The sequence below is a fragment of the Mycolicibacterium sp. P4_G11 genome, from assembly GCF_056555145.1.
In genome coordinates this window covers 187,576-206,455 of sequence record NZ_JBFUJW010000003.1, presented here as the reverse complement: position 1 = coordinate 206,455, position 18,880 = coordinate 187,576, and the positions used below count along the sequence as shown (strand labels likewise).

The window sequence follows — 18,880 nt, the reverse complement described above, 5'->3', positions numbered from 1 at the left end:
GATAACCCTACGGGTGGCGTGGTTCGTACCCCGAGTTGGTCGCCACCAGCACCTCGCCGACGGTCGGGCTGCCGCACGCGCGCTCGCAGCCGACGAAATGCCGGCGGCCACCGGGCTCGCCCGCTGCCGCGGCCGCTGCGGCGTCACTGCGGACGTCGGCCAGTGACTTGGCGCACCCCGGACTCCCGGTGCAGGCACTGATCGACAGCCAAGGGGAGTGCGCGTCGAAAATCAGACCCATCGGCGCCAGCACCCGCAGGGCAGTGTCGGCGATGCCCTCTTCGAGGTCACAGATGAGTAACGAGCGCCATGGCGTGACCACGATCGGGGCGGTGATGGCTGCCACAAACTCGGCGGTACGGGCCTGCAGCACACCCAGCGGGGCGGCCGCGCCCAACGTGATCCGGCCGTCGTCCTGGGTGATCCAGCCGACCGGCGGCGTGTCGATCGGTGGCCACGTCGCACCTGACGGTTCGGTGGGACGCAGGTCGGCCCCGGCCAGGAGCTCGTCGGCATTGTCCAGTTCGCTTGTCCGCCAGCGGTTCCCGCGAATATTCAGGAACGAGGTGGCCAGGTCCAGCAGGGTGTCCGCGGCGTGCGCGGCGGGTATGCGAACCCCGGTATCGCGGCCCGCGACCAGCACGGTGGCGGTGTCGGGGGACACCAGATGGGTGCTCACATCGGGGGCCAGGCCAGAGATGTCGCCGCGGCCGTCATCGACCCCGAACCAGAACCGGCCAGGCAATTCGGCCAGGTCAGGGCGTTTTTGCAGGCCGGAATCAAGGTCGCGCACGACGTCGCGGATGTCGCCGAGGCCGCCACTGCGGCCCGACAGCGGCGACGCCACGATGTTCCGGACGCGTTCGTGGGTGGCCGAGGGCAGCAGGCCCGCCGAATCGACCGCTGCCGCCAGCCCCGCCTCGTCGTGGATCCCGCGCACCTGGATGTTGCCGCGCGAGGTCAGTTCCATTGCCGGCGAACCGAATTCGGCGGCGGAGTGGGCCAGCGCCTCCAGTTGCGCGGTGGTGATCATGCCGCCGGCCAGGCGGATGCGGGCCAGGCCGCCGTCAGCCGCCTGGTGCACCTGCAGGGCACCTGGGCAGGCGTCGTCGTCACGCGTCCGAATCACCTTGTCCACGTTACGTTGTACCGCAAATTGTGAAATAGGTCACTGCTGTTTCCGGCCTGTTCCGTGGCTTACAAGTCCCTTGTTTTCAGTGCATCCGCCCGTACCGTGGGAGACGAACTTCCGTTTGCTACACCGCATTCGGATGACCTAAGGAGGGACGCAATGTCCGATTTCGCTTTGTACGTTGGTGGCGTCTTCGCTCTGATCGTGGCCGCCGGCCTGCCGTACCAGGGCAAGACCTGGTACTCGCGCTGGAGTGCCAACGAGCGCTGATCCCAGCTGCTTCAAGTAAGTAGGACCGCCAACGGGGCGGGTTGCCGAGCAACCCGCCCCGTTGCGCATGTCGGGCCATGCGGGACGCGTCAACCGGGGTCTGTCCGACGCGCATCCCACGTAAGCTGCACCGGGCAACGTTGGCATCGTGTTGTGGAGGGGCCTTCCATGTGGTCGACGATGATCAACGGGGTCCGGTTCAGTGAGCCGCTCGAGTCCGAATTCCAACTGAGCTTCAGTCAGATCGGCCGTAAGTCCCGCCACGAGATGTGGGCCGTTCTCCTGATCGCGATCACGGCCGCCATCGTTTTTCACCACACCTTGTTGCGAGTGCCGCCGGAAGTCCTGCCGCTGGGCCGCACCCTGCTCGTGGCAGTGGTGATACCCATGGTGCTGCGCTGGTTCAGTGGCGACCACAGCCCACTCCAGGGCTGGTCGTCGCTCCTCTACATCGCGTCGGTGTACATCGACGTCGCATGTCTGATGCTGCTGCGCGTTGCCTGCATCCGACATGGCCTCGACGTCGTGCCGCTGGCAATGCCGGTGGCGATCCTGATGAGCCTCATCGTCGTGCAGATCCGCTTTCTGCTCCTGGCGCCGGCGATTCTGGCCGGATTGGTCGGGATCGTCGCCACGGAGCTCACGGCATTCCAAGCCACCAGCAATGCGATGTTCGACGTGGTGGCGTTGAGCGCGATGGTCACCGTGGCGCTCAGTGCCGCCTACGAACTCGAACGATCGACACGGACCGGGTGGCTGCGTGCGCGCACCCTGGCCCGTCTCACCCGCACTGATCCGCTGACCGGCGTGCCGAATCGCCGTTACTTCGACGAACAGCTCGGGGAGCTGGCCCGGGTCGCCGAACGGCATCGCCGGAGCTTGGCCGTGATGGTGCTCGACATCGATGACTTCAAGATGTTCAACGACCGCCACGGTCACCCGGCCGGTGACGATTGTCTGCGCCGGGTGGGCTCGTACCTGGTTCAGGTGGCCGGCGGTGAGGACGAATTCTGTGCCCGCCTCGGTGGCGAAGAGTTCGTCGTGGTCTGGTGCGCCACCGAGGCCGCCGCGATCACCGGCCGCGCCGAGGCCATCCGGTCAGGTATCGCGCAGCTCGCGATAGCCCACGGCGTGGATGGCAGCGTGGTGACCGCGTCGGCCGGCCTGGCCTGCGACCCGATGCCCGACCCGAGCAGCATCACGGCAACAGCGCTGCTGCAACGGGCGGATTCGGCGCTCTACCGGGCCAAACGTGACGGCCGGGATCGGCTTGTCGTCGCTGACGCCGAGATGGCCGTTGTCAGCAGCCGTCGCCGGGCCCCCGGCGACCGTCGGCCGTCGACCCCGGCCGAATCGGTATCGGCAGGCGTGCTGCAACCAGCCCCGCTGACGCACGCTCAAGAGGCCGAGTTCCGGAAGGTGTACGACCGGCAGGGGCGTATTTCGCGGGCGGCCATCATGCTCGGTCTGGATGCGGTCTGCATCGCGATGCTGTCGTCCTACAAGAGCGTGCTGAAGATGCCGCCGGAATCACAGGCCCTCGGTGTGCACACGCTGGTGTACGGCATCATGCCGGTCGCGACACTCGCGGCGCTGACAGCTCTGGTGCCGCGGCTCCATCGGTTCTCGGCGTCCATGTTCGTCGCTGCCGTCGGCGTCATCACCAGCGCGCAGATATACGAGCGGGTCATCCAGCTACCGCAAGGCTATGACGTCGTTCCCTACCTGATGCCGATCGCGGTGCTGCTGAGTATGTGCGTCGTGAAGATCCGGTTCCGGGTGCTGTGGCCGTCTGTGCTGGTCATCCTGCTGTGGATTTCAGCCCTCGAGCTGTGGGTGTTCCCATGGACCAGCAACCGGCTGTTGACGGTGGCCACGTCGATCTTCATGGTGGCGGTCACCGCCCGGTTCTCGTACTCCTTGGAACGATCGGTGCGGCTGGCCTGGCTGGAAGAACGGAAGCTGGACGAGCTGACCCGGGTCGATCCGCTGACCGGCCTCGCCAACCGGCGTTCTTTCGACGAGGCACTCGAGGATCTCGAGGATTCTCGCGAGATTCGGTATGCGGCGGTGATGATGCTCGACGTCGACGATTTCAAAGGGTTCAACGACCGCTACGGCCATCCGGTCGGCGACGACGCGCTGCGCGCCATCGGCGAATACCTGCGACAGGCGACCGCCGGTCAGGACGCGGTGGTGGCCCGAGTCGGAGGTGAGGAGTTCGCGGCGTTGTGGCGCGGCCCCGACAGCAGTGACGGCACGGCCAAGCGGCGAGCCGAATCGCTGCGCATCGGTATCGCCGCGCTGGGGCCGATTGCGGGCACGCCGACGACGCTGACCGCGTCGGCCGGGTTCGCCGAAGTGTCACGATCGGACAGCGCCGCTACCGGGTATGCCAGGGATCTGGTGGAGCGCGCCGACCGGGCCGTCTACGCAGCCAAAGCCCGCGGCCGAAACCAGCTGGTCGAGTTCTCGTCAGGCACCGCGGATCAGCCGACATCGGTGGTGCGGTACGAATAGTCAGTGCCGACCGTACTGCTGCTCTCGACGTCCGACACCGATCTGATCACCGCTCGCGCCAGCGGGGGGCAGTACCGATGGGCCAATCCGTCCCGGCTGATCGCCGGGGAACTGCAGGACCTGCTGGCCGGCGCGGACCTGGCGGTCGTTCGGGTACTGGGTGGTTATCGCACCTGGCAGGACGACATCGACGCCGTCGTCGCCAGCGGGGTCCCCACTGTGGTGCTGTCGGGGGAGCAGGCGCCCGACGCCGACCTGATGAGCCACTCGACCGTCCCGGCGGGCGTCGCCCTTCAGGCACACATCTATCTGGCGCAGGGTGGCACCGAGAATCTGCGCAATCTGCATGCTTTCCTCTCTGACACTGTCCTGATGACCGGGTTCGGTTTCGGTGAGCCCGTATCGGCTCCGAGCTGGGGGCTGCTGCAGCGCTCGTCGGACGCTGAGGGCCCGACGGTCGCGGTGCTCTACTACCGGGCCCAGCAGCTGGCCGGCAACACCGCCTACATCGATGCGCTGTGTGGGGCCATCGAGCAGGCCGGCGGCCGTCCGCTGCCGATCTTCTGTGCCTCTCTGCGTACCGCCGAACCCGAGCTCATCGAGCTGCTGGGGACCGCCGACGCCCTGATCACGACGGTGCTGGCGGCCGGCGGCGCGACCCCGGCCACCGCGAGCGCAGGCGGCGATGACGACAACTGGAACGTCGCGCACCTGGCGGCCCTCGACATCCCGATCCTGCAGGGCCTGTGCCTCACCAGCTCGCGCGCGCAATGGGACGAGAACGACGACGGGCTGACGCCGCTGGACGTCGCGTCGCAGGTGGCGGTGCCCGAGTTCGACGGCCGCATCATCACCGTCCCGTTCTCGTTCAAGGAGATCGACAGCGAGGGCCTGATCTCGTACGTCGCCGACCCCGAGCGCTGCGAGCGGGTGGCCCGACTCGCCGTCCGGCACGCCCGGCTGAAGTACATCGAGCCGGCCGACAAGCGCGTCGCGCTGGTGTTCTCCGCCTACCCGACCAAGCACGCCCGCATCGGCAACGCGGTCGGCCTCGACACCCCGGCCAGCGCCGTCGCGCTGCTGCGCGCCATGCGCGAGGCCGGCTACCGCATCGGTGACGTCCCCGGCGTCGACGCCGAAGATGGTGACGCCCTCATCCACGCCATGATCGAGCGCGGCGGGCAGGACCCCGACTGGCTCAGCACCGAAGCGCTCGAAGCCAACCCCGTCCGGGTGTCCGCCAAGGACTACCGGGCGTGGTTCGCGACCCTGCCGGCCGAACTCACCGATGCCGTCACCGAGCACTGGGGCGCGGCGCCGGGCGAGCTGTTCGTCGACCGCAGCAACGACCCGGACGGCGAAATCGTCATCGCCGCAATGATTTCCGACAACATCGTGCTGATCGTCCAGCCGCCGCGTGGCTTCGGCGAGAACCCCGTCGCGATCTACCACGACCCGGACCTGCCGCCGAGCCACCACTACCTGGCCGCCTACCACTGGATCAACAGGCACTTCGGCGCCGACGTGATGGTCCACCTGGGCAAGCACGGCAACCTGGAATGGCTGCCCGGCAAGACCCTCGGCATGTCCGCGGCGTGCGGCACCGACGCCGCGCTCGGCGACCTGCCGCTGGTGTACCCGTTCCTGGTCAACGATCCCGGTGAGGGCACGCAGGCCAAGCGCCGGGCACACGCGGTGCTGGTCGACCACCTGATCCCGCCGATGGCCCGCGCCGAGACCTACGGCGACATCGCCCGTCTGGAGCAGCTGCTCGACGAGCACTCCAACATCTCGGCGCTGGACCCCGGCAAGCTGCCGGCCATCCGCCAGCAGATCTGGACGCTGATGCGCGCCGCCAAGATGGACCACGACCTGGGGCTGGAGGACCGGCCCGACGAGGACGTGTTCGACGACATGCTGCTGCACGTCGACGGCTGGCTGTGCGAGATCAAGGACGTCCAGATCCGCGACGGCCTGCACATCCTGGGCCAGGCACCGACCGGCGAGGCCGAACTGGACCTCGTGCTCGCCATCCTGCGGGCGCGCCAGCTGTTCGGCGGCGAGCAGTCGGTGCCGGGGCTGCGCGAGGCGCTGGGCCTGGCCGAGGACGGTTCTGCTGCACGCGAAGCCGTCGACACCGCGGAGAGTCAGGCCCGGGAGCTGGTCGCGGCACTGCAGGCGTCCGGCTGGGACGCCGCCGCCGTCGATGGCATCACCGACAACGCTGAAGTCGCCAAGGTGCTGCGGTTCGCCGCCACCGAGGTGGTGCCGCGGCTGCGTGGCACCGACCGCGAGATCGATCAGATCCTGCACGCGCTCGGCGGCGGGTTCATCGAGGCCGGGCCGTCGGGCTCCCCGCTGCGCGGGCTGGTGAACGTGCTGCCCACGGGCCGCAACTTCTACTCCGTCGACCCCAAGGCCGTGCCGTCGAAGCTGGCGTGGGAAACCGGTGTGGCGATGGCGGATTCGCTGCTGGAGCGCTACCGCACCGACTACGGCCGCTGGCCTGAGTCCGTCGGGCTCTCGGTGTGGGGCACGTCGGCCATGCGCACCGCGGGCGACGACATCGCCGAAGTGCTTGCGCTGCTGGGTGTTCGGCCCATCTGGGACGACGCGTCGCGCCGCGTGGTCGGGCTGGAGCCCATCGCGCTGGCCGAACTCGGCCGTCCCCGCATCGACGTCACCGTCCGTATCTCCGGCTTCTTCCGGGATGCCTTCCCGCACGTGGTGACCATGCTCGACGACGCGGTGCAGCTTGTCGCGGGCCTGGACGAGTCTGCCGAGGACAACTACGTGCGCGCTCACTCGCAGGTCGACGTCGCCGATCACGGCGACCAAAGGCGCGCCACCACAAGGATATTCGGTTCCAAGCCGGGAACCTACGGCGCCGGGCTGCTGCAGCTCATCGACAGTCGCAACTGGCGCGACGACGCGGACCTGGCCCAGGTGTACACCGCGTGGGGCGGCTTCGCCTACGGCCGCGGCCTCGACGGCGCCCCGGCGACCGACGACATGAACCGGGCCTACCGGCGAATCTCGGTGGCGGCCAAGAACACCGACACCCGCGAGCACGACATCGCCGACTCCGACGACTACTTCCAGTACCACGGCGGCATGGTCGCCACGGTGCGCGCGTTGACCGGCAAGGACCCCGCCGCGTACATCGGCGACAACACCCGGCCCGACGCGGTGCGTACCCGCACGCTGTCGGAGGAGACGACGCGCGTGTTCCGCGCGCGGGTCGTCAACCCGCGCTGGATGACCGCCATGCGCCGGCACGGCTACAAGGGCGCCTTCGAGATGGCGGCCACCGTCGACTACCTGTTCGGGTACGACGCCACCGCGGGCGTCATGGCCGACTGGATGTACGAACAGCTGACGCAGAGCTACGTGCTGGACCCGGAGAACCGCAAGTTCATGTCCGAGTCCAACCCGTGGGCGCTGCACGGCATGGCCGAGCGCCTGCTGGAGGCGGCGGGCCGCGGCATGTGGGCCGCGCCGGAGTCCGAGACCCTGGACGGGCTCAAGCAGGTGCTGCTCGAGACCGAGGGGGAGTTGGAGGGGTAGCTGCAAGCCCCTTGGCCGGGAGAAATCCGGCGCTCGCAGTTATCCTGGCTCGATGTTCGAGATCGGTGCGGTGGTCGCCGGTTACGTCATCGAAAGCCGCCTCGGCAGCGGCAGCAGCGCTGACGTGTATCGGGCTCGCCGACCCGCGGAGTCAGTTCCGGTGGCGCTGAAGATATTTCACAATCAGGATGCCGATGACCGGGTGGCCTGGCGGCTGGAGCGGGAGTTCAGCATCGCCTCCCGATTGAGGCACCCGCACATTGTGGCGATGTATGAGCATGGAGAGCTGCGGGCCGGCGGCGGTGGGGCAGACGAAGATGGTGCGCAACCCACCAGGCTGTGGCTGTCCATGCAGTACGTCGACGGCCCCGAGTCGACGGTGCTGATACCGGGACCGGACCAGGAGCCTGACGTCGATGCGATCGTTCGGGTGTCGACGCAGATCGGCTCGGCCCTGGACTATGCGCATCAAATGGACGTGATACATCGGGATGTCAAGCCCGCCAACATCTTACTGAGCTCAGATCGACGGTCGGCGTTCCTGACCGACTTCGGCATCGCGCAGTTGTTGGACGATGCAAAACCGCTGGCCCGCAATGGTCGGGTGCGTGGGTCGATTGCGTACGCAGCTCCGGAACTCCTGACCGCTCAACAGTTGTTGCCGCAAACGGATGTCTATGCGTTGGCCTGCACCATGTTCGAGTGGCTGACCGGCCTGCCGCCGTATCCACGCTCCACCACGTTCGCCATCACGTATGCCCATCTACACGACGAGGTGCCGACGCTCACCTCGCGCCGCTCCTGGTTGCCGACTGCGTTGAATTCGGTATTCGCGAAAGCACTCGCGAAAGATCCGTCCGCGCGCTATGGCTCATGCGCCGAGTTTGTCGCCATCGTCGCGAAGATAATGCGGGATGTCGCGGCGCCGCACCGCCGCCGCCGACGGTGGCCGGCATGGTCGCGTCGCTGAAATTTATGGTTCACGCAGTATTTACCGTCTGAGCCGACGCGTGCGGAGCATCCGACTTAGGGTTTTGGTGGGGCGAAGCGCAGGAGTCTGAGAGCAGTATCGGGCCGACCTCTCGTGTGGACGACATCGATGTTGCCCCATGGCAACTGGGTCCATCCGATGCCGACGGGAACCGAATGACCACTGAATCAACGAGTTACGACAATTCAGCGCTTGCGCACGAAGACGAGGGATATCACAAGGCCCTCAAGCCGCGTCAGATCCAGATGATCGCCATCGGCGGCGCCATCGGCACCGGTTTGTTCATGGGCGCGGGCAGTCGCCTGCACTCGGCCGGCCCGGGCCTGTTCCTGGTGTATGCCTTCTGCGGCGTTTTCGTCTTCTTCATCTTGCGGGCCCTCGGTGAACTCGTGCTACACCGACCCTCCTCTGGCTCATTCGTGTCATACGCGCGCGAATTCTTCGGTGAGAAAACGGCTTTCGTCACCGGTTGGCTCTACTTCTTCAACTGGGCGGCCACCGCGATCGTCGATGTCACGGCTGTTGCGCTGTATGTGCACTACTGGGGCATGTTCAAGGCGATACCGCAATGGTTGATCGCGCTCATCGCGCTGGGGATCGTCGTGACCATGAACATGATCTCGGTGAAGCTCTTCGGTGAGATGGAATTCTGGGCCTCGATCATCAAGGTCGCCGCGCTGGTCACGTTCCTGGTGGTCGGCATCGTGTTCCTCGGCGGACGCTTCGAAATCGAAGGCCAGGCAACCGGATTCGGTGTGCTCGCCGACAACGGCGGACTCTTCCCGGCCGGTCTGTTCTCGCTGGTGATCGTCACCTCCGGCGTCATCTTCGCTTACGCCGCAGTCGAACTCGTCGGCATCGCCGCCGGGGAGACCGCAGAGCCCGCCAAGGTGATGCCGCGGGCGATCAACTCCGTGGTCGCGCGTATCGGAATCTTCTATGTCGGCTCGTTGGTGGTGTTGGCGCTGCTGCTGCCCTACACGGCGTACCACAAGGGCGAAAGTCCTTTCGTGACATTCTTTTCCAAGATCGGCGTTCCCGCGGCCGGTGGCATCATGAACATGGTGGTGCTCACCGCCGCGATGTCCAGTCTCAACGCAGGCTTGTACTCGACCGGCCGCGTGCTGCGCTCGATGGCGATGAATGGCAGCGGCCCCGGGTTCACCGCGAAGATGAACCGCAACGGGGTGCCATTCGGCGGAATCGCGCTGACTGCCGCGCTCACCCTGCTGGGCGTCATCCTCAACCTGTTCGTACCCGAGGATGCCTTCAACATCGCCCTCGACCTGTCGGCGCTGGGCATCATCTTCACCTGGGGCATGATCGTCGCCTGCCAGATTCAGTTGTACCGCTGGGAAGCCAAGGGCATCCTGCAGCGGCCCAGCTTCCGGTTGCCCGGTACGCCGTACACCGGCTATGCGACCCTGGTGTTCCTCGTCGCCGTCACCGCGCTGATGTGCTACGAGAACTACTGGAATCTGATCGCCATCATCTTGCTGGTCCCGTTGCTGACCGGCGGCTGGTATGCGGTGCGGGGCAAGGTCCTGGCGATCGCGGCCACGCGTGTCGGATACACCGGCGACTACCCGGTGATTCCACAGCCACCGATCCCCACGGCGCCGCACCTGCCGCACGAGAAGACGTAGCGCTTCTGAGGGCTGTGCACGCATCTGCTTTGGCGGGCGTACACAGCGCTCACGCTCGTCGCCCAAGCACTAACCTGATGACCATGGCCCTCACCTTCGCCGACGTCGCCACCGCGAACTACGTCCTGCTGACCACCTTCACCAAGGACGGCCGCCCGAAGCCCACCGCCGTCTGGGCGGTCCCGGACGGTGACCGGCTGCTGGTCATCTCCGAGGCCAAGGCGTGGAAAGTCAAGCGAATCCGGAACACCCCGCGCGTCACCGTCGCCAAGTGCGACATGCGCGGCAACCCGAAGAGCGAGGCCGTCGAGGCCAAGGCGGCGATCCTGGACCAGTCGCAGGTCGGCGCCGTCTACGACGGCATCGGCAAGCGCTACGGGTTGATCGGCAAGGCCTTCAACTTCTTCTCCAAGCTGCGCGGCGGTATGGAGAACAACGTCGCGCTGGAGCTGCGGGCCGCATAGTGAGTCAATTCCCTGCCGGCGCGCCAAAGTTGCCGCGCCACAAGGACATCGGCCGGCTGCTGCTGAACTGTCCGGACCGCCGCGGCGTGATCGCCGCGGTGTCGACGTTCCTGACGCGCTCGGGCGCCAACATCATCTCGCTGGACCAGCATTCGACGGCTCCAGAAGACGGTGTCTTCCTGCAACGCACCGTCTTCCACCTGCCCGGGCTCGCTGCCGCCCAACCTGACCTGGAGCGCGAATTCGCCGCGGTGGCAGAAGAATTCGACATGGACTACCGGTTCACCGATGCGTCCAAGCCCAAGCGTGTGGCCATCATGGCCTCGACTGCCGACCACTGTCTGCTCGACCTGCTGTGGCGCAACCGCCGCGGAGAACTCGACATGACCGTCGTGATGGTGATCTCCAACCACGCCGACCTGGCCGAGCAGGTGCGGGCGTTCGGGGTGCCATTCGTGCACATCCCGGCGACCCGGGATATCCGGGAACAGGCCGAACAGCGTCAGCTGGAGCTGCTCAAGGGCAATGTCGATCTGGTGGTGCTGGCCCGGTACATGCAGATCATCACGCCGGGGTTCCTCGACGCCATCGGGTGTCCGCTGATCAACATCCACCATTCGTTCCTGCCGGCATTCGTCGGCGCCACGCCGTACCGGCGGGCCAAGGAGCGCGGCGTGAAGCTGATCGGCGCCACGGCGCACTATGTCACCGAGGACCTGGACGAAGGTCCGATCATCGAGCAGGACGTGGTGCGGGTCGACCACAACGACAGCGTCGAAGAGCTCGTGCGGCTCGGCGCCGACGTGGAACGAGCCGTGCTGTCCCGAGCGGTGCTGTGGCACTGCCAGGACCGCATCCTCCGACACGATAACGAAACCGTTATTTTCTGACGGATCGGGAACGCAAGACCCCGTCAGGCGCGTTGTCCAGTGCATGGCGATGCGACTTTTTCTGGTTTACGCGCTCGTCGAGGTCGCGGTGCTGGCAGTCCTGGCCTCGACCATCGGTGTGGCTTGGACACTACTGGCGCTGTTGGCCACCTTTGCCGCTGGTCTGGCCATCGCAGGCACCCAGATCACCCGGCATTTCAGCAGGTTGTCCGAGGCGCTGAGCGCTCGATCCACCGACCCGACGCTGGCCACGGACAGTGTCTTGGTGGCCCTCGGCACGGTGCTGGTTGTCGTCCCCGGGCTGGCCAGCTCGGTGCTCGGCGCGCTCATGCTGGTGCCGTTCACCCGGCGCGCGGCGCGGCCGGCGGTAACCGCTCTATTCGGCCGACGGCTGACCCCGATGGACTTCCCGACGCAGGTGATCTACATCAATCACGATGAGCGCTACCGCGGTCGCGGCGAGTACATCGACGGGGAAGTGATCGACGTCATCGACAGCTCACCGGTCGCTGTGCACCGGCAGGCCGGCTGAACGGACTAACGTCTCACCTTCGTGACGACCTTTGCGACGACGCTGCTGCTCGGCGGTCGTATTCATAGCCCGGCTGCGCCCGACGCCACCGCGATCGCAATCCGCGACGGAGTGGTGGCCTGGCTCGGTTCCGATGACGTCGGGCGGGCGCTGCATCCGGATGCCACCGTCGTCGACCTCGAAGGTGCGTTCGTGGCCCCGGCGTTCGTCGACAGCCACGTGCACCTGACCGCCACCGGACTCACCGTGGCCGGCCTGGACCTGCGCACCGCGACGTCGCTGCCGCATCTGCTGACCCTGCTGGCCGAGCACGCCGCGCAGCAGCCGGACGGCGTCATCTGGGGCCACGGCTGGGACGAATCGGGCTGGCCCGAACGCGTCATCCCGACCACCGCCGACCTCGACGGAGTGCTCGGCGGGCGGCCTGCGTACCTGGCCCGGGTCGACGTGCACTCGGCCGTCGCGACGACCGGCCTGCGGCAGCTGGTACCCGGGCTCGCCGACAGCGCGGGTTTCTCCGAGCAGGGCCCACTGACCGCGGACGCGCACCACCGCGTGCGGGCCGCGGCCCGCAACCTGCTCAGCGCCACGCAGCGCCACGGCGCCCAACGCGCCGCGCTCGACCTGGCCGCACGCAACGGCATCGTCGCGGTGCATGAGTGCGCGGGCCCTGAGATCGGCGGCCTCGACGACTGGGCCGATCTACGTGCCACCGAACACGGCGTCGACATCGTCGGCTACTGGGGTGAGGCGGTCGACACCGCCGCAGCCGCCCGCGACCTGATGGACCGGACCGGAGCCCACGGCCTGGCCGGCGACCTCTTCATCGACGGCGCGCTCGGCTCACGGACCGCCTGGTTGCAGCAGCCCTACGCCGACGCGCCCGCCTGCTGTGGCAACACCTACCTGGACACCGACGCCGTCGCCGCACACCTGCTGGCCTGCACCGAGGCCGGTATCACCGCCGGCTTCCACGTCATCGGCGACGCCGCGGTCGCTGCCGTCGTGGAAGCCTTGGACCGGACCGTGGCGGCTTTCGGGGCACCCGCGGTGGCGCGCTGCGGGCACCGGCTGGAGCACCTCGAGATGGTGGACGCCGAACAAGCGCGCAGGCTGGGATCGTGGGGCGTGGTCGCCAGCATGCAGCCGAATTTCGACGCGCTGTGGGGCGGCGCCGACGGCATGTACGCCCAACGTCTCGGTGTCGATCGAGCACAGGGTTTGAACCCGTTTGCGCTGTTAGCATCGCAAGGCGTGCCCCTCGCCTTCGGTTCGGACAGTCCGGTCACCAGCATCAATCCGTGGGAATCGGTGCGCGCCGCCATCAGCCACCGGACGTCCGGTAGCGCCATCTCGGCGCGGTCGGCGTTCCTCGCCGCCACCCGCGGCGCCTGGCGGGCCGGCGGTGTCCGTGACGGCATGACCGGGACGCTGGTGCCGGGGGCCGTCGCGTCGTACGCGGTGTGGCAGGTGCCCGGCGGCGCCGACGCCCTGGACGTCACCGCGCCGGCCGACGCCGTGCAGCGCTGGTCCACCGATCCGCGGTCGCGGGTACCCGCGCTACCTCCGCTGGGCCCTGACGACGAGCTGCCGACCTGCTTGCAGACCGTCCACCGCGGCGAGCAGATCCATGGCTGAGGGCCAGGAGAGCGTGGAGGAAACCCTGGACGACGACGTCCAGGACGAGGCGGAGTCGCCCACGCCGGAAGAGCCCGAACAGCCGCAGGGTCCCGGCCGGGCCGCGCGGATCGTCGCCGGCGTGCGCCGGTTCTTCGAGCCCCGGTTGATGCGGTTGGCAGTGGCCGTCGTGGCCGGCCTGCTCTTGTGCGCGAGCTTCCCGCCCTTCGATCTCTGGTACCTGTCGTTCCCCGCGCTGGCGCTGCTGGCCTGGGCGCTGGTCGACGAACGCACAACGCCCGCAGGCGGTTTCGGCTACGGCATGCTGGCCGGTCTGGTGTTCTACGTGTTGTTGCTGCCGTGGATCAGCAATTTCGTCGGGCCGATCCCGTGGCTGATGCTCGCCGCTCTGGAGGCGTTCTTCACCGGTGTGTTCGGGCTGACCGCGGTCCTCGTGCGGCGCCTGCCGGGTTGGCCCCTGTGGTTCGCCGCGCTCTGGGTGTCGGCGGAATGGCTCAAGTCGACCGTGCCGTTCGGCGGATTCCCGTGGGGCGTCGTGGCCTTCAGCCAGACCGACAGCCCGCTGTTGCCGCTCGCCCAGGTCGGCGGTGCGCCGTTGGTGTCGTTCGCGGTGGCGCTGATCGGTTTCAGTGCGACAGCCATCGTGCTCGAGGCGGTCAGGCACTGGCGGCATGACCACCGCACGGGTGCCGCGGCCCCGCCGGAGGTGTTCATCCCCGGCATCTGCATCGCCGTCGTCCTGCTGCTCACCGTGCTGGCCTGGCCGCACGTCCGCAAGGCCGGAGCTGGTGCGGGCGACGACCCCGCGATCAACGTCGCCGCCATTCAGGGCAACGTGCCGCGCCTCGGCCTGGACTTCAACGCCCAGCGCCGCGCGGTGCTCGACAACCACGTGCACGAGACCAAAGAACTGGCCGAAGACGTCCGTGCCGGCCGCGCACCGCAGCCGACGGTGGTCATCTGGCCGGAGAACTCGTCGGACATCGATCCGCTGGTCAATGTCGACGCCGCGGAACTGATCTCGGCGGCGTCGTCCGCCATCCACGCGCCGATCCTGGTGGGCACCGTGCTGGCGGCGCCGGAATACACGCCGGAGCACCCGGTGACCACCAACTCGGTGATCGTGTGGAACGGGACCGACGGGCCGGGGGAGCGCCACGACAAGGCCATCGTGCAGCCGTTCGGCGAATACCTGCCCTGGCGCAGTTTCTTCCGGTTGCTGTCGCCGTACGCCGATCGGGCCGGCTACTTCGTGCCGGGCAACGGCAGCGGCGTCGTCACCGCCGCCGGGGTGCCGATCGGCGTGACGACGTGCTGGGAGGTCATCTTCGACCGTGCCGCCCGGCAGTCGGTGCTCAACGGCGCGCAGCTGCTGGCGGTCCCTGCCAACAACGCGACGTTCGACGAGCCGATGAGCGTGCAGCAGCTGGCGTTCGCCCGGCTGCGGGCCGTCGAACACGATCGGTACGTGATCGTCGCGGGCACCACGGGGATCAGCGCGGTGGTCGCGCCGAACGGCCAAGTCCTGGAGCGAACGGAGTTCTTCCAGCCCGCCTATCTGGACCGGCAGGTGCGCTTGAAGACCGATCTGACCTTCGCCACGCGGTGGGGACCGGTCATCAACGGTGTGCTTGTGGGGGTCGGCGTTGCGGCTCTTCTGGTGGGCATGCTGCACAATAGGAAGCTCGTCCGCCGCCCCCCCCCCGGCGGAACATCAGGCCGGCAAAGACGCCGCGATTGATACCGACACCGACGCCGACAACGAACAGGGGAACTGACCATGGGCGAAGATCGTCCGAGTCAGCGCACGCTGGTCATCATTCCGACCTACAACGAGCGCGAGAATCTGCCCTTGATCGTGGGCCGGGTGCACGCCGCCCGTCCGGACGTCCACGTGCTGGTCGTCGACGACGACAGCCCCGACGGCACCGGCCAGCTGGCCGATGAGCTGGCGCTGGCCGATCCAGACCGCCTGCACGTCATGCACCGGGCCGGCAAGGGCGGTCTGGGTGCCGCGTACCTCGCCGGGTTCGCCTGGGGCCTGGGCCGCGGCTACAGCGTCCTGGTCGAAATGGACGCCGACGGCAGCCATGCGCCCGAGGAGCTGTACCGGCTGCTTGACGCTGTCGATGCCGGTGCCGACCTGTCGATCGGTTCGCGGTACGTGCCCGGCGGTGCCATCCGCAACTGGCCCCGTCGCCGGCTCGTCCTGTCGCGCACCGCGAACACCTATGCCCGCATACTGCTGGGCGTCAAGATTCACGACATCACCGCCGGCTACCGCGCCTACCGGCACGACGTGCTGGAGAAGATCGGCCTCGACGACGTCGATTCGAAGGGCTACTGCTTCCAGATCGACCTGACCTGGCGTGCCATCAACGCGGGCTTCACCGTCGTCGAGGTGCCCATCACGTTCACCGAGCGCGAGCTGGGTGTGTCGAAGATGAGCGGCTCGAACATCCGCGAGGCCATGTCGCAGGTGGCCAAGTGGGGCATCCGCGGCCGGTTGGACCGGGCCCGCGGCATCGTGCGCTAGGCAGTTACTCCGCGAGCAGACACAAAACTGTCGTTTTCCAGGCCAAAACGACAGTTCTACGTCTGTTCGCGAGACACAAAAAGCCCCGTGCAATGCACGGGGCTTTTTGTCTGCGAAGTTAGCCGCGGCGGCGGGTCTTGATGAGCTCCAGCCGCTCCTTGAGCAGCTCTTCGAGCTCCTCGACGGAACGACGCTCGAGCAGCATGTCCCAGTGGGTACGCGGCGGCTTGACCTTCTTGGGCTCGGGCACGTCACCCTCGAGCAGGGTGCCTTCCATGCCGTTCTTGCACGCCCAGGTGCCGGGGATTTCCGCGTCGTCGGCGAACGGAACTTCGAATTCCTCGCCGTTGTCGGTGCGGTAACGGGCCACCTGCCGCGGCGCCAGGTCATGGTTACGGTCGGTCTCGTAGCTCACAGCTCCGAGGCGACTGCCTCTCAGGACACGATCAGCCATCGTCAATCACTCCCTTGGTATAGCGACAGGGAATCAACGCCGGCCAGCGCCGTGAAGTTCCCGACTCAGTTGTCCATGATACCGGGGTTCGGACCGTCTCCCGATACAGTCACGATCGTGAGGCGGACATGAAGCGCTCGAAGGCCCAACCTTGCCGGTGGTGTGGCCGTGAGGTAGCCGATGCGGGCATGGGTCGTCGTCGCCAGTACTGCCGCCAGTCGTGCCGACAGCGTGCCTATGAGCAGCGGGCCATGGTCAAGGGAACTTCGCTGGCCGAGGACTCGGTGGTGCTCAGCGCCGAGGAAGCAGCGGCCCTCTCGGACCGCGTTTATCAGGTACGGTGTGCGGCCGAGGACGTCGCGACGGCTGTTGCCGAAGGCGCCGGCCCCACTGAATTGAAAGAGCTGTGTGAGGTGCTGTTGCAGGCCGCGAAAGACGCCGACGGTTGGCGCTGACGGCGCGCGCAGCGACGGGAAAGAACTGATGCATGACTGACGACCGTCGGCGGATCCACAAGCCGACCAAGTTCCTGGGCCGCGGCTTCGAGGCGTTCCACGACGTCGAGGACCCCGTCCAGGAGAGTCGCATCGCCCACGAGACGGCGGCTGCGCTGCTGGAACGGGTTCGCAGCTACCCCGATCCCGACGTGGTGTCGCGGCTGGTGGCCTACACCGACGAACACGGCATCGAGACCATCGCCGAGTTGTGGGCGGGTGCCGGCGCGCGCAGTCTGCCCGGCGCGTTGTGGCGGGTCTACCTGCTGCGGTTGTCGATCCGCGACGACCCGTACTCGGCCAGCCTGATGTTCGGCCGCGGCACGGAGGTGCTGCACTCGATCGACCCCGTGGTTGCCGGTGCCGAGACACCCGTGGGGCCGACGGAGATCCGGGAGCTCGCCGATCGCATCCTGCGCGGCGTGTTCGAGGGCGACTTCGCCGTCGCGCTGGAACGGGCGGCGGCGTACTGCCGGGTGAGTGCGGCCGGCTGCACGAGCCTGGCCGACGACGCGACGACGACCGCGCCGGAGCGCGCCGCGGAGCTGACCGACCGCGCTGTGACGTTCACCCGCATCGCCAACGAGCTGCATGCCGCAGCCGCGCTGTGGCGCAGCAATTCGCTGGATTGACGCGGTGGCCGACGATGTCGGCGGACCACGTCCGAGAAGTTAAAGCCAGACCGCAGAACGCCTCTCGGCGGTAGGCCGCTCGTGGCGGCGAAATTTGGGGCCCGGGGTTACTGCGGCCTGGCGCTGTTCACTCTAGCGGATGATCGCGTGCGGCGAGCAATTCCCTGATGGCGTCGGGCGCTCATTTCAGGTGTCCGGAATCGTCTCGGCAGAACGCCTCGATGTGCGTACTGTGTCGGCATGACGACGGCGTTCGTGCTGTCCGGCGGCGGCAGCCTGGGGTCCATCCAGGTGGGCATGCTGCTGGGTCTGGCCGAGGCGGGCATCACACCGGATCTGATCGTCGGCACCTCGGTCGGCGCGCTCAACGGCGGGTGGATCGCCGGGCGGTCCGACCACGACGGCGCCCTGGCGCTGGCCGATCTGTGGCGGACCCTCTCGCGCCGCAAAGTGTTCCCGACCAGCCCGAGCATGGGGCTGCTCGGGTTTCTGGGGCGTCGGCCGCACCTGGTATCCGACAGTGGGATCCGCAGTCTGCTGCAGCAGCACCTCCGCTTCCGGCGGCTGCAGGACGCGCCGACGCCGCTGCACGTGGTGGCAACCGATGTGCTGTCCGGGCAGGACGTCCTGTTGTCGTCGGGCGACGCCATCGACGCGATCGTGGCCAGCGCCGCCATCCCCGCCGTCCTGCCCCCGGTCCGGATCGGCGGACGCGATCTGGTCGACGGCGGCGTGGTGAACAACACACCGCTGTCGTATGCGGTGGAACTGGGCGCGACCGAGGTGTGGGTGCTGCCGACGGGCTACTCGTGCGCCATGCCGCAACCACCGAGGGCCGCTCTGGCCATGGCCATGCACGCCTTCACGCTGGCGATCAATCGGCGTTTGGCTACCGACGTCGAGCGCTTCGAAGGATCGGTCGAGCTGCATGTCGTGCCGCCGCTGTGCCCGGTACGGGTGTCGCCGGTCGACTTCTCCCGCTCGGCGGAGCTCATCGAGCGATCGCTGCAGTCCACGCGGCGCTGGCTGCCGACGACTCGCCCCGAGGTGGGGCAGGCCGAACTGCTGGAACCGCACCGCGATTGCAGCTGAACCCTCCGTGCTCCTCGCGTGC

15 protein-coding genes are annotated in these 18,880 nt (G+C 67.7%); 13 read left to right on the top strand and 2 right to left on the bottom strand.

Annotation, left to right across the window (positions count from 1 at the left end; genetic code table 11):
• Positions 1 to 7: 7 nt before the first annotated feature.
• Positions 8 to 1,129 (bottom strand): precorrin-3B synthase, encoded by a 1,122-nt coding sequence (gene cobG / locus AC1U2B_RS06945; RefSeq protein WP_480216209.1) that lies wholly within the window; start codon positions 1,127 to 1,129, stop codon positions 8 to 10.
• 441 nt (positions 1,130 to 1,570) lie between these two features.
• Here cobG and AC1U2B_RS06940 point away from each other — a divergent pair, with 441 nt between their 5' ends.
• The 10 genes from AC1U2B_RS06940 to AC1U2B_RS06895 all read left to right on the top strand — a co-directional run bounded on the left by AC1U2B_RS06940 (position 1,571) and on the right by AC1U2B_RS06895 (position 16,186).
• Positions 1,571 to 3,922: a diguanylate cyclase domain-containing protein gene (locus tag AC1U2B_RS06940; protein WP_480216208.1), complete on the top strand. Its 2,352-nt coding sequence runs from the start codon at positions 1,571 to 1,573 to the stop codon at positions 3,920 to 3,922.
• A gap of 3 nt (positions 3,923 to 3,925) precedes the next feature.
• On the top strand, positions 3,926 to 7,489 hold the full coding sequence (gene cobN / locus AC1U2B_RS06935) for a cobaltochelatase subunit CobN (RefSeq protein WP_480216207.1): 3,564 nt from the start codon (positions 3,926 to 3,928) through the stop codon (positions 7,487 to 7,489).
• 52 nt (positions 7,490 to 7,541) lie between these two features.
• Positions 7,542 to 8,459, top strand: a complete 918-nt coding sequence (locus tag AC1U2B_RS06930) for a serine/threonine-protein kinase (RefSeq protein WP_480216206.1) — start codon at positions 7,542 to 7,544, stop codon at positions 8,457 to 8,459.
• Positions 8,460 to 8,635: 176 nt separating this feature from the next.
• Positions 8,636 to 10,126: an amino acid permease gene (locus AC1U2B_RS06925; RefSeq protein ID WP_260941975.1), complete on the top strand. Its 1,491-nt coding sequence runs from the start codon at positions 8,636 to 8,638 to the stop codon at positions 10,124 to 10,126.
• An 83-nt stretch (positions 10,127 to 10,209) separates the two neighbouring features.
• The gene (locus AC1U2B_RS06920) at positions 10,210 to 10,590 is read left to right on the top strand and encodes a PPOX class F420-dependent oxidoreductase (RefSeq protein ID WP_043400906.1); all 381 of its coding nucleotides are present in this window, start codon (positions 10,210 to 10,212) and stop codon (positions 10,588 to 10,590) included.
• Positions 10,587 to 11,480 carry a formyltetrahydrofolate deformylase gene (gene purU, locus AC1U2B_RS06915; protein ID WP_480216590.1) on the top strand — a complete coding sequence of 298 codons (894 nt, stop codon included), beginning with the start codon at positions 10,587 to 10,589 and terminating at the stop codon, positions 11,478 to 11,480. Before AC1U2B_RS06920 ends, purU begins: the two co-directional genes overlap by 4 nt.
• A gap of 43 nt (positions 11,481 to 11,523) precedes the next feature.
• The gene (locus AC1U2B_RS06910; RefSeq protein ID WP_260941982.1) at positions 11,524 to 12,012 is read left to right on the top strand and encodes an FxsA family protein; all 489 of its coding nucleotides are present in this window, start codon (positions 11,524 to 11,526) and stop codon (positions 12,010 to 12,012) included.
• Between the two features lie 21 nt (positions 12,013 to 12,033).
• Positions 12,034 to 13,650 (top strand): amidohydrolase, encoded by a 1,617-nt coding sequence (locus tag AC1U2B_RS06905; RefSeq protein WP_480216205.1) that lies wholly within the window; start codon positions 12,034 to 12,036, stop codon positions 13,648 to 13,650.
• On the top strand, positions 13,643 to 15,391 hold the full coding sequence (gene lnt / locus AC1U2B_RS06900; protein ID WP_480216204.1) for an apolipoprotein N-acyltransferase: 1,749 nt from the start codon (positions 13,643 to 13,645) through the stop codon (positions 15,389 to 15,391). Before AC1U2B_RS06905 ends, lnt begins: the two co-directional genes overlap by 8 nt.
• Positions 15,392 to 15,430: 39 nt before the next feature.
• A complete protein-coding gene (locus AC1U2B_RS06895) occupies positions 15,431 to 16,186 on the top strand; it encodes a polyprenol monophosphomannose synthase (protein ID WP_480216203.1) in 756 nt (251 codons plus the stop codon).
• A gap of 118 nt (positions 16,187 to 16,304) precedes the next feature.
• Here the strand turns inward: AC1U2B_RS06895 and AC1U2B_RS06890 are convergent, their stop codons facing one another.
• Positions 16,305 to 16,640: an RNA polymerase-binding protein RbpA gene (locus AC1U2B_RS06890; RefSeq protein ID WP_043400890.1), complete on the bottom strand. Its 336-nt coding sequence runs from the start codon at positions 16,638 to 16,640 to the stop codon at positions 16,305 to 16,307.
• A 128-nt stretch (positions 16,641 to 16,768) separates the two neighbouring features.
• Here AC1U2B_RS06890 and AC1U2B_RS06885 point away from each other — a divergent pair, with 128 nt between their 5' ends.
• The 3 genes from AC1U2B_RS06885 (at position 16,769) to AC1U2B_RS06875 (ending at position 18,858) form a co-directional block, all read left to right on the top strand.
• Positions 16,769 to 17,095 (top strand): hypothetical protein, encoded by a 327-nt coding sequence (locus tag AC1U2B_RS06885; protein WP_043986050.1) that lies wholly within the window; start codon positions 16,769 to 16,771, stop codon positions 17,093 to 17,095.
• A gap of 32 nt (positions 17,096 to 17,127) precedes the next feature.
• On the top strand, positions 17,128 to 17,766 hold the full coding sequence (locus tag AC1U2B_RS06880) for a DNA-directed RNA polymerase subunit beta (RefSeq protein ID WP_260941991.1): 639 nt from the start codon (positions 17,128 to 17,130) through the stop codon (positions 17,764 to 17,766).
• A 240-nt stretch (positions 17,767 to 18,006) separates the two neighbouring features.
• Entirely contained in the window at positions 18,007 to 18,858 is an 852-nt protein-coding gene (locus AC1U2B_RS06875; RefSeq protein ID WP_260941993.1) for a patatin-like phospholipase family protein, read from the top strand.
• Positions 18,859 to 18,880: the final 22 nt, after the last annotated feature.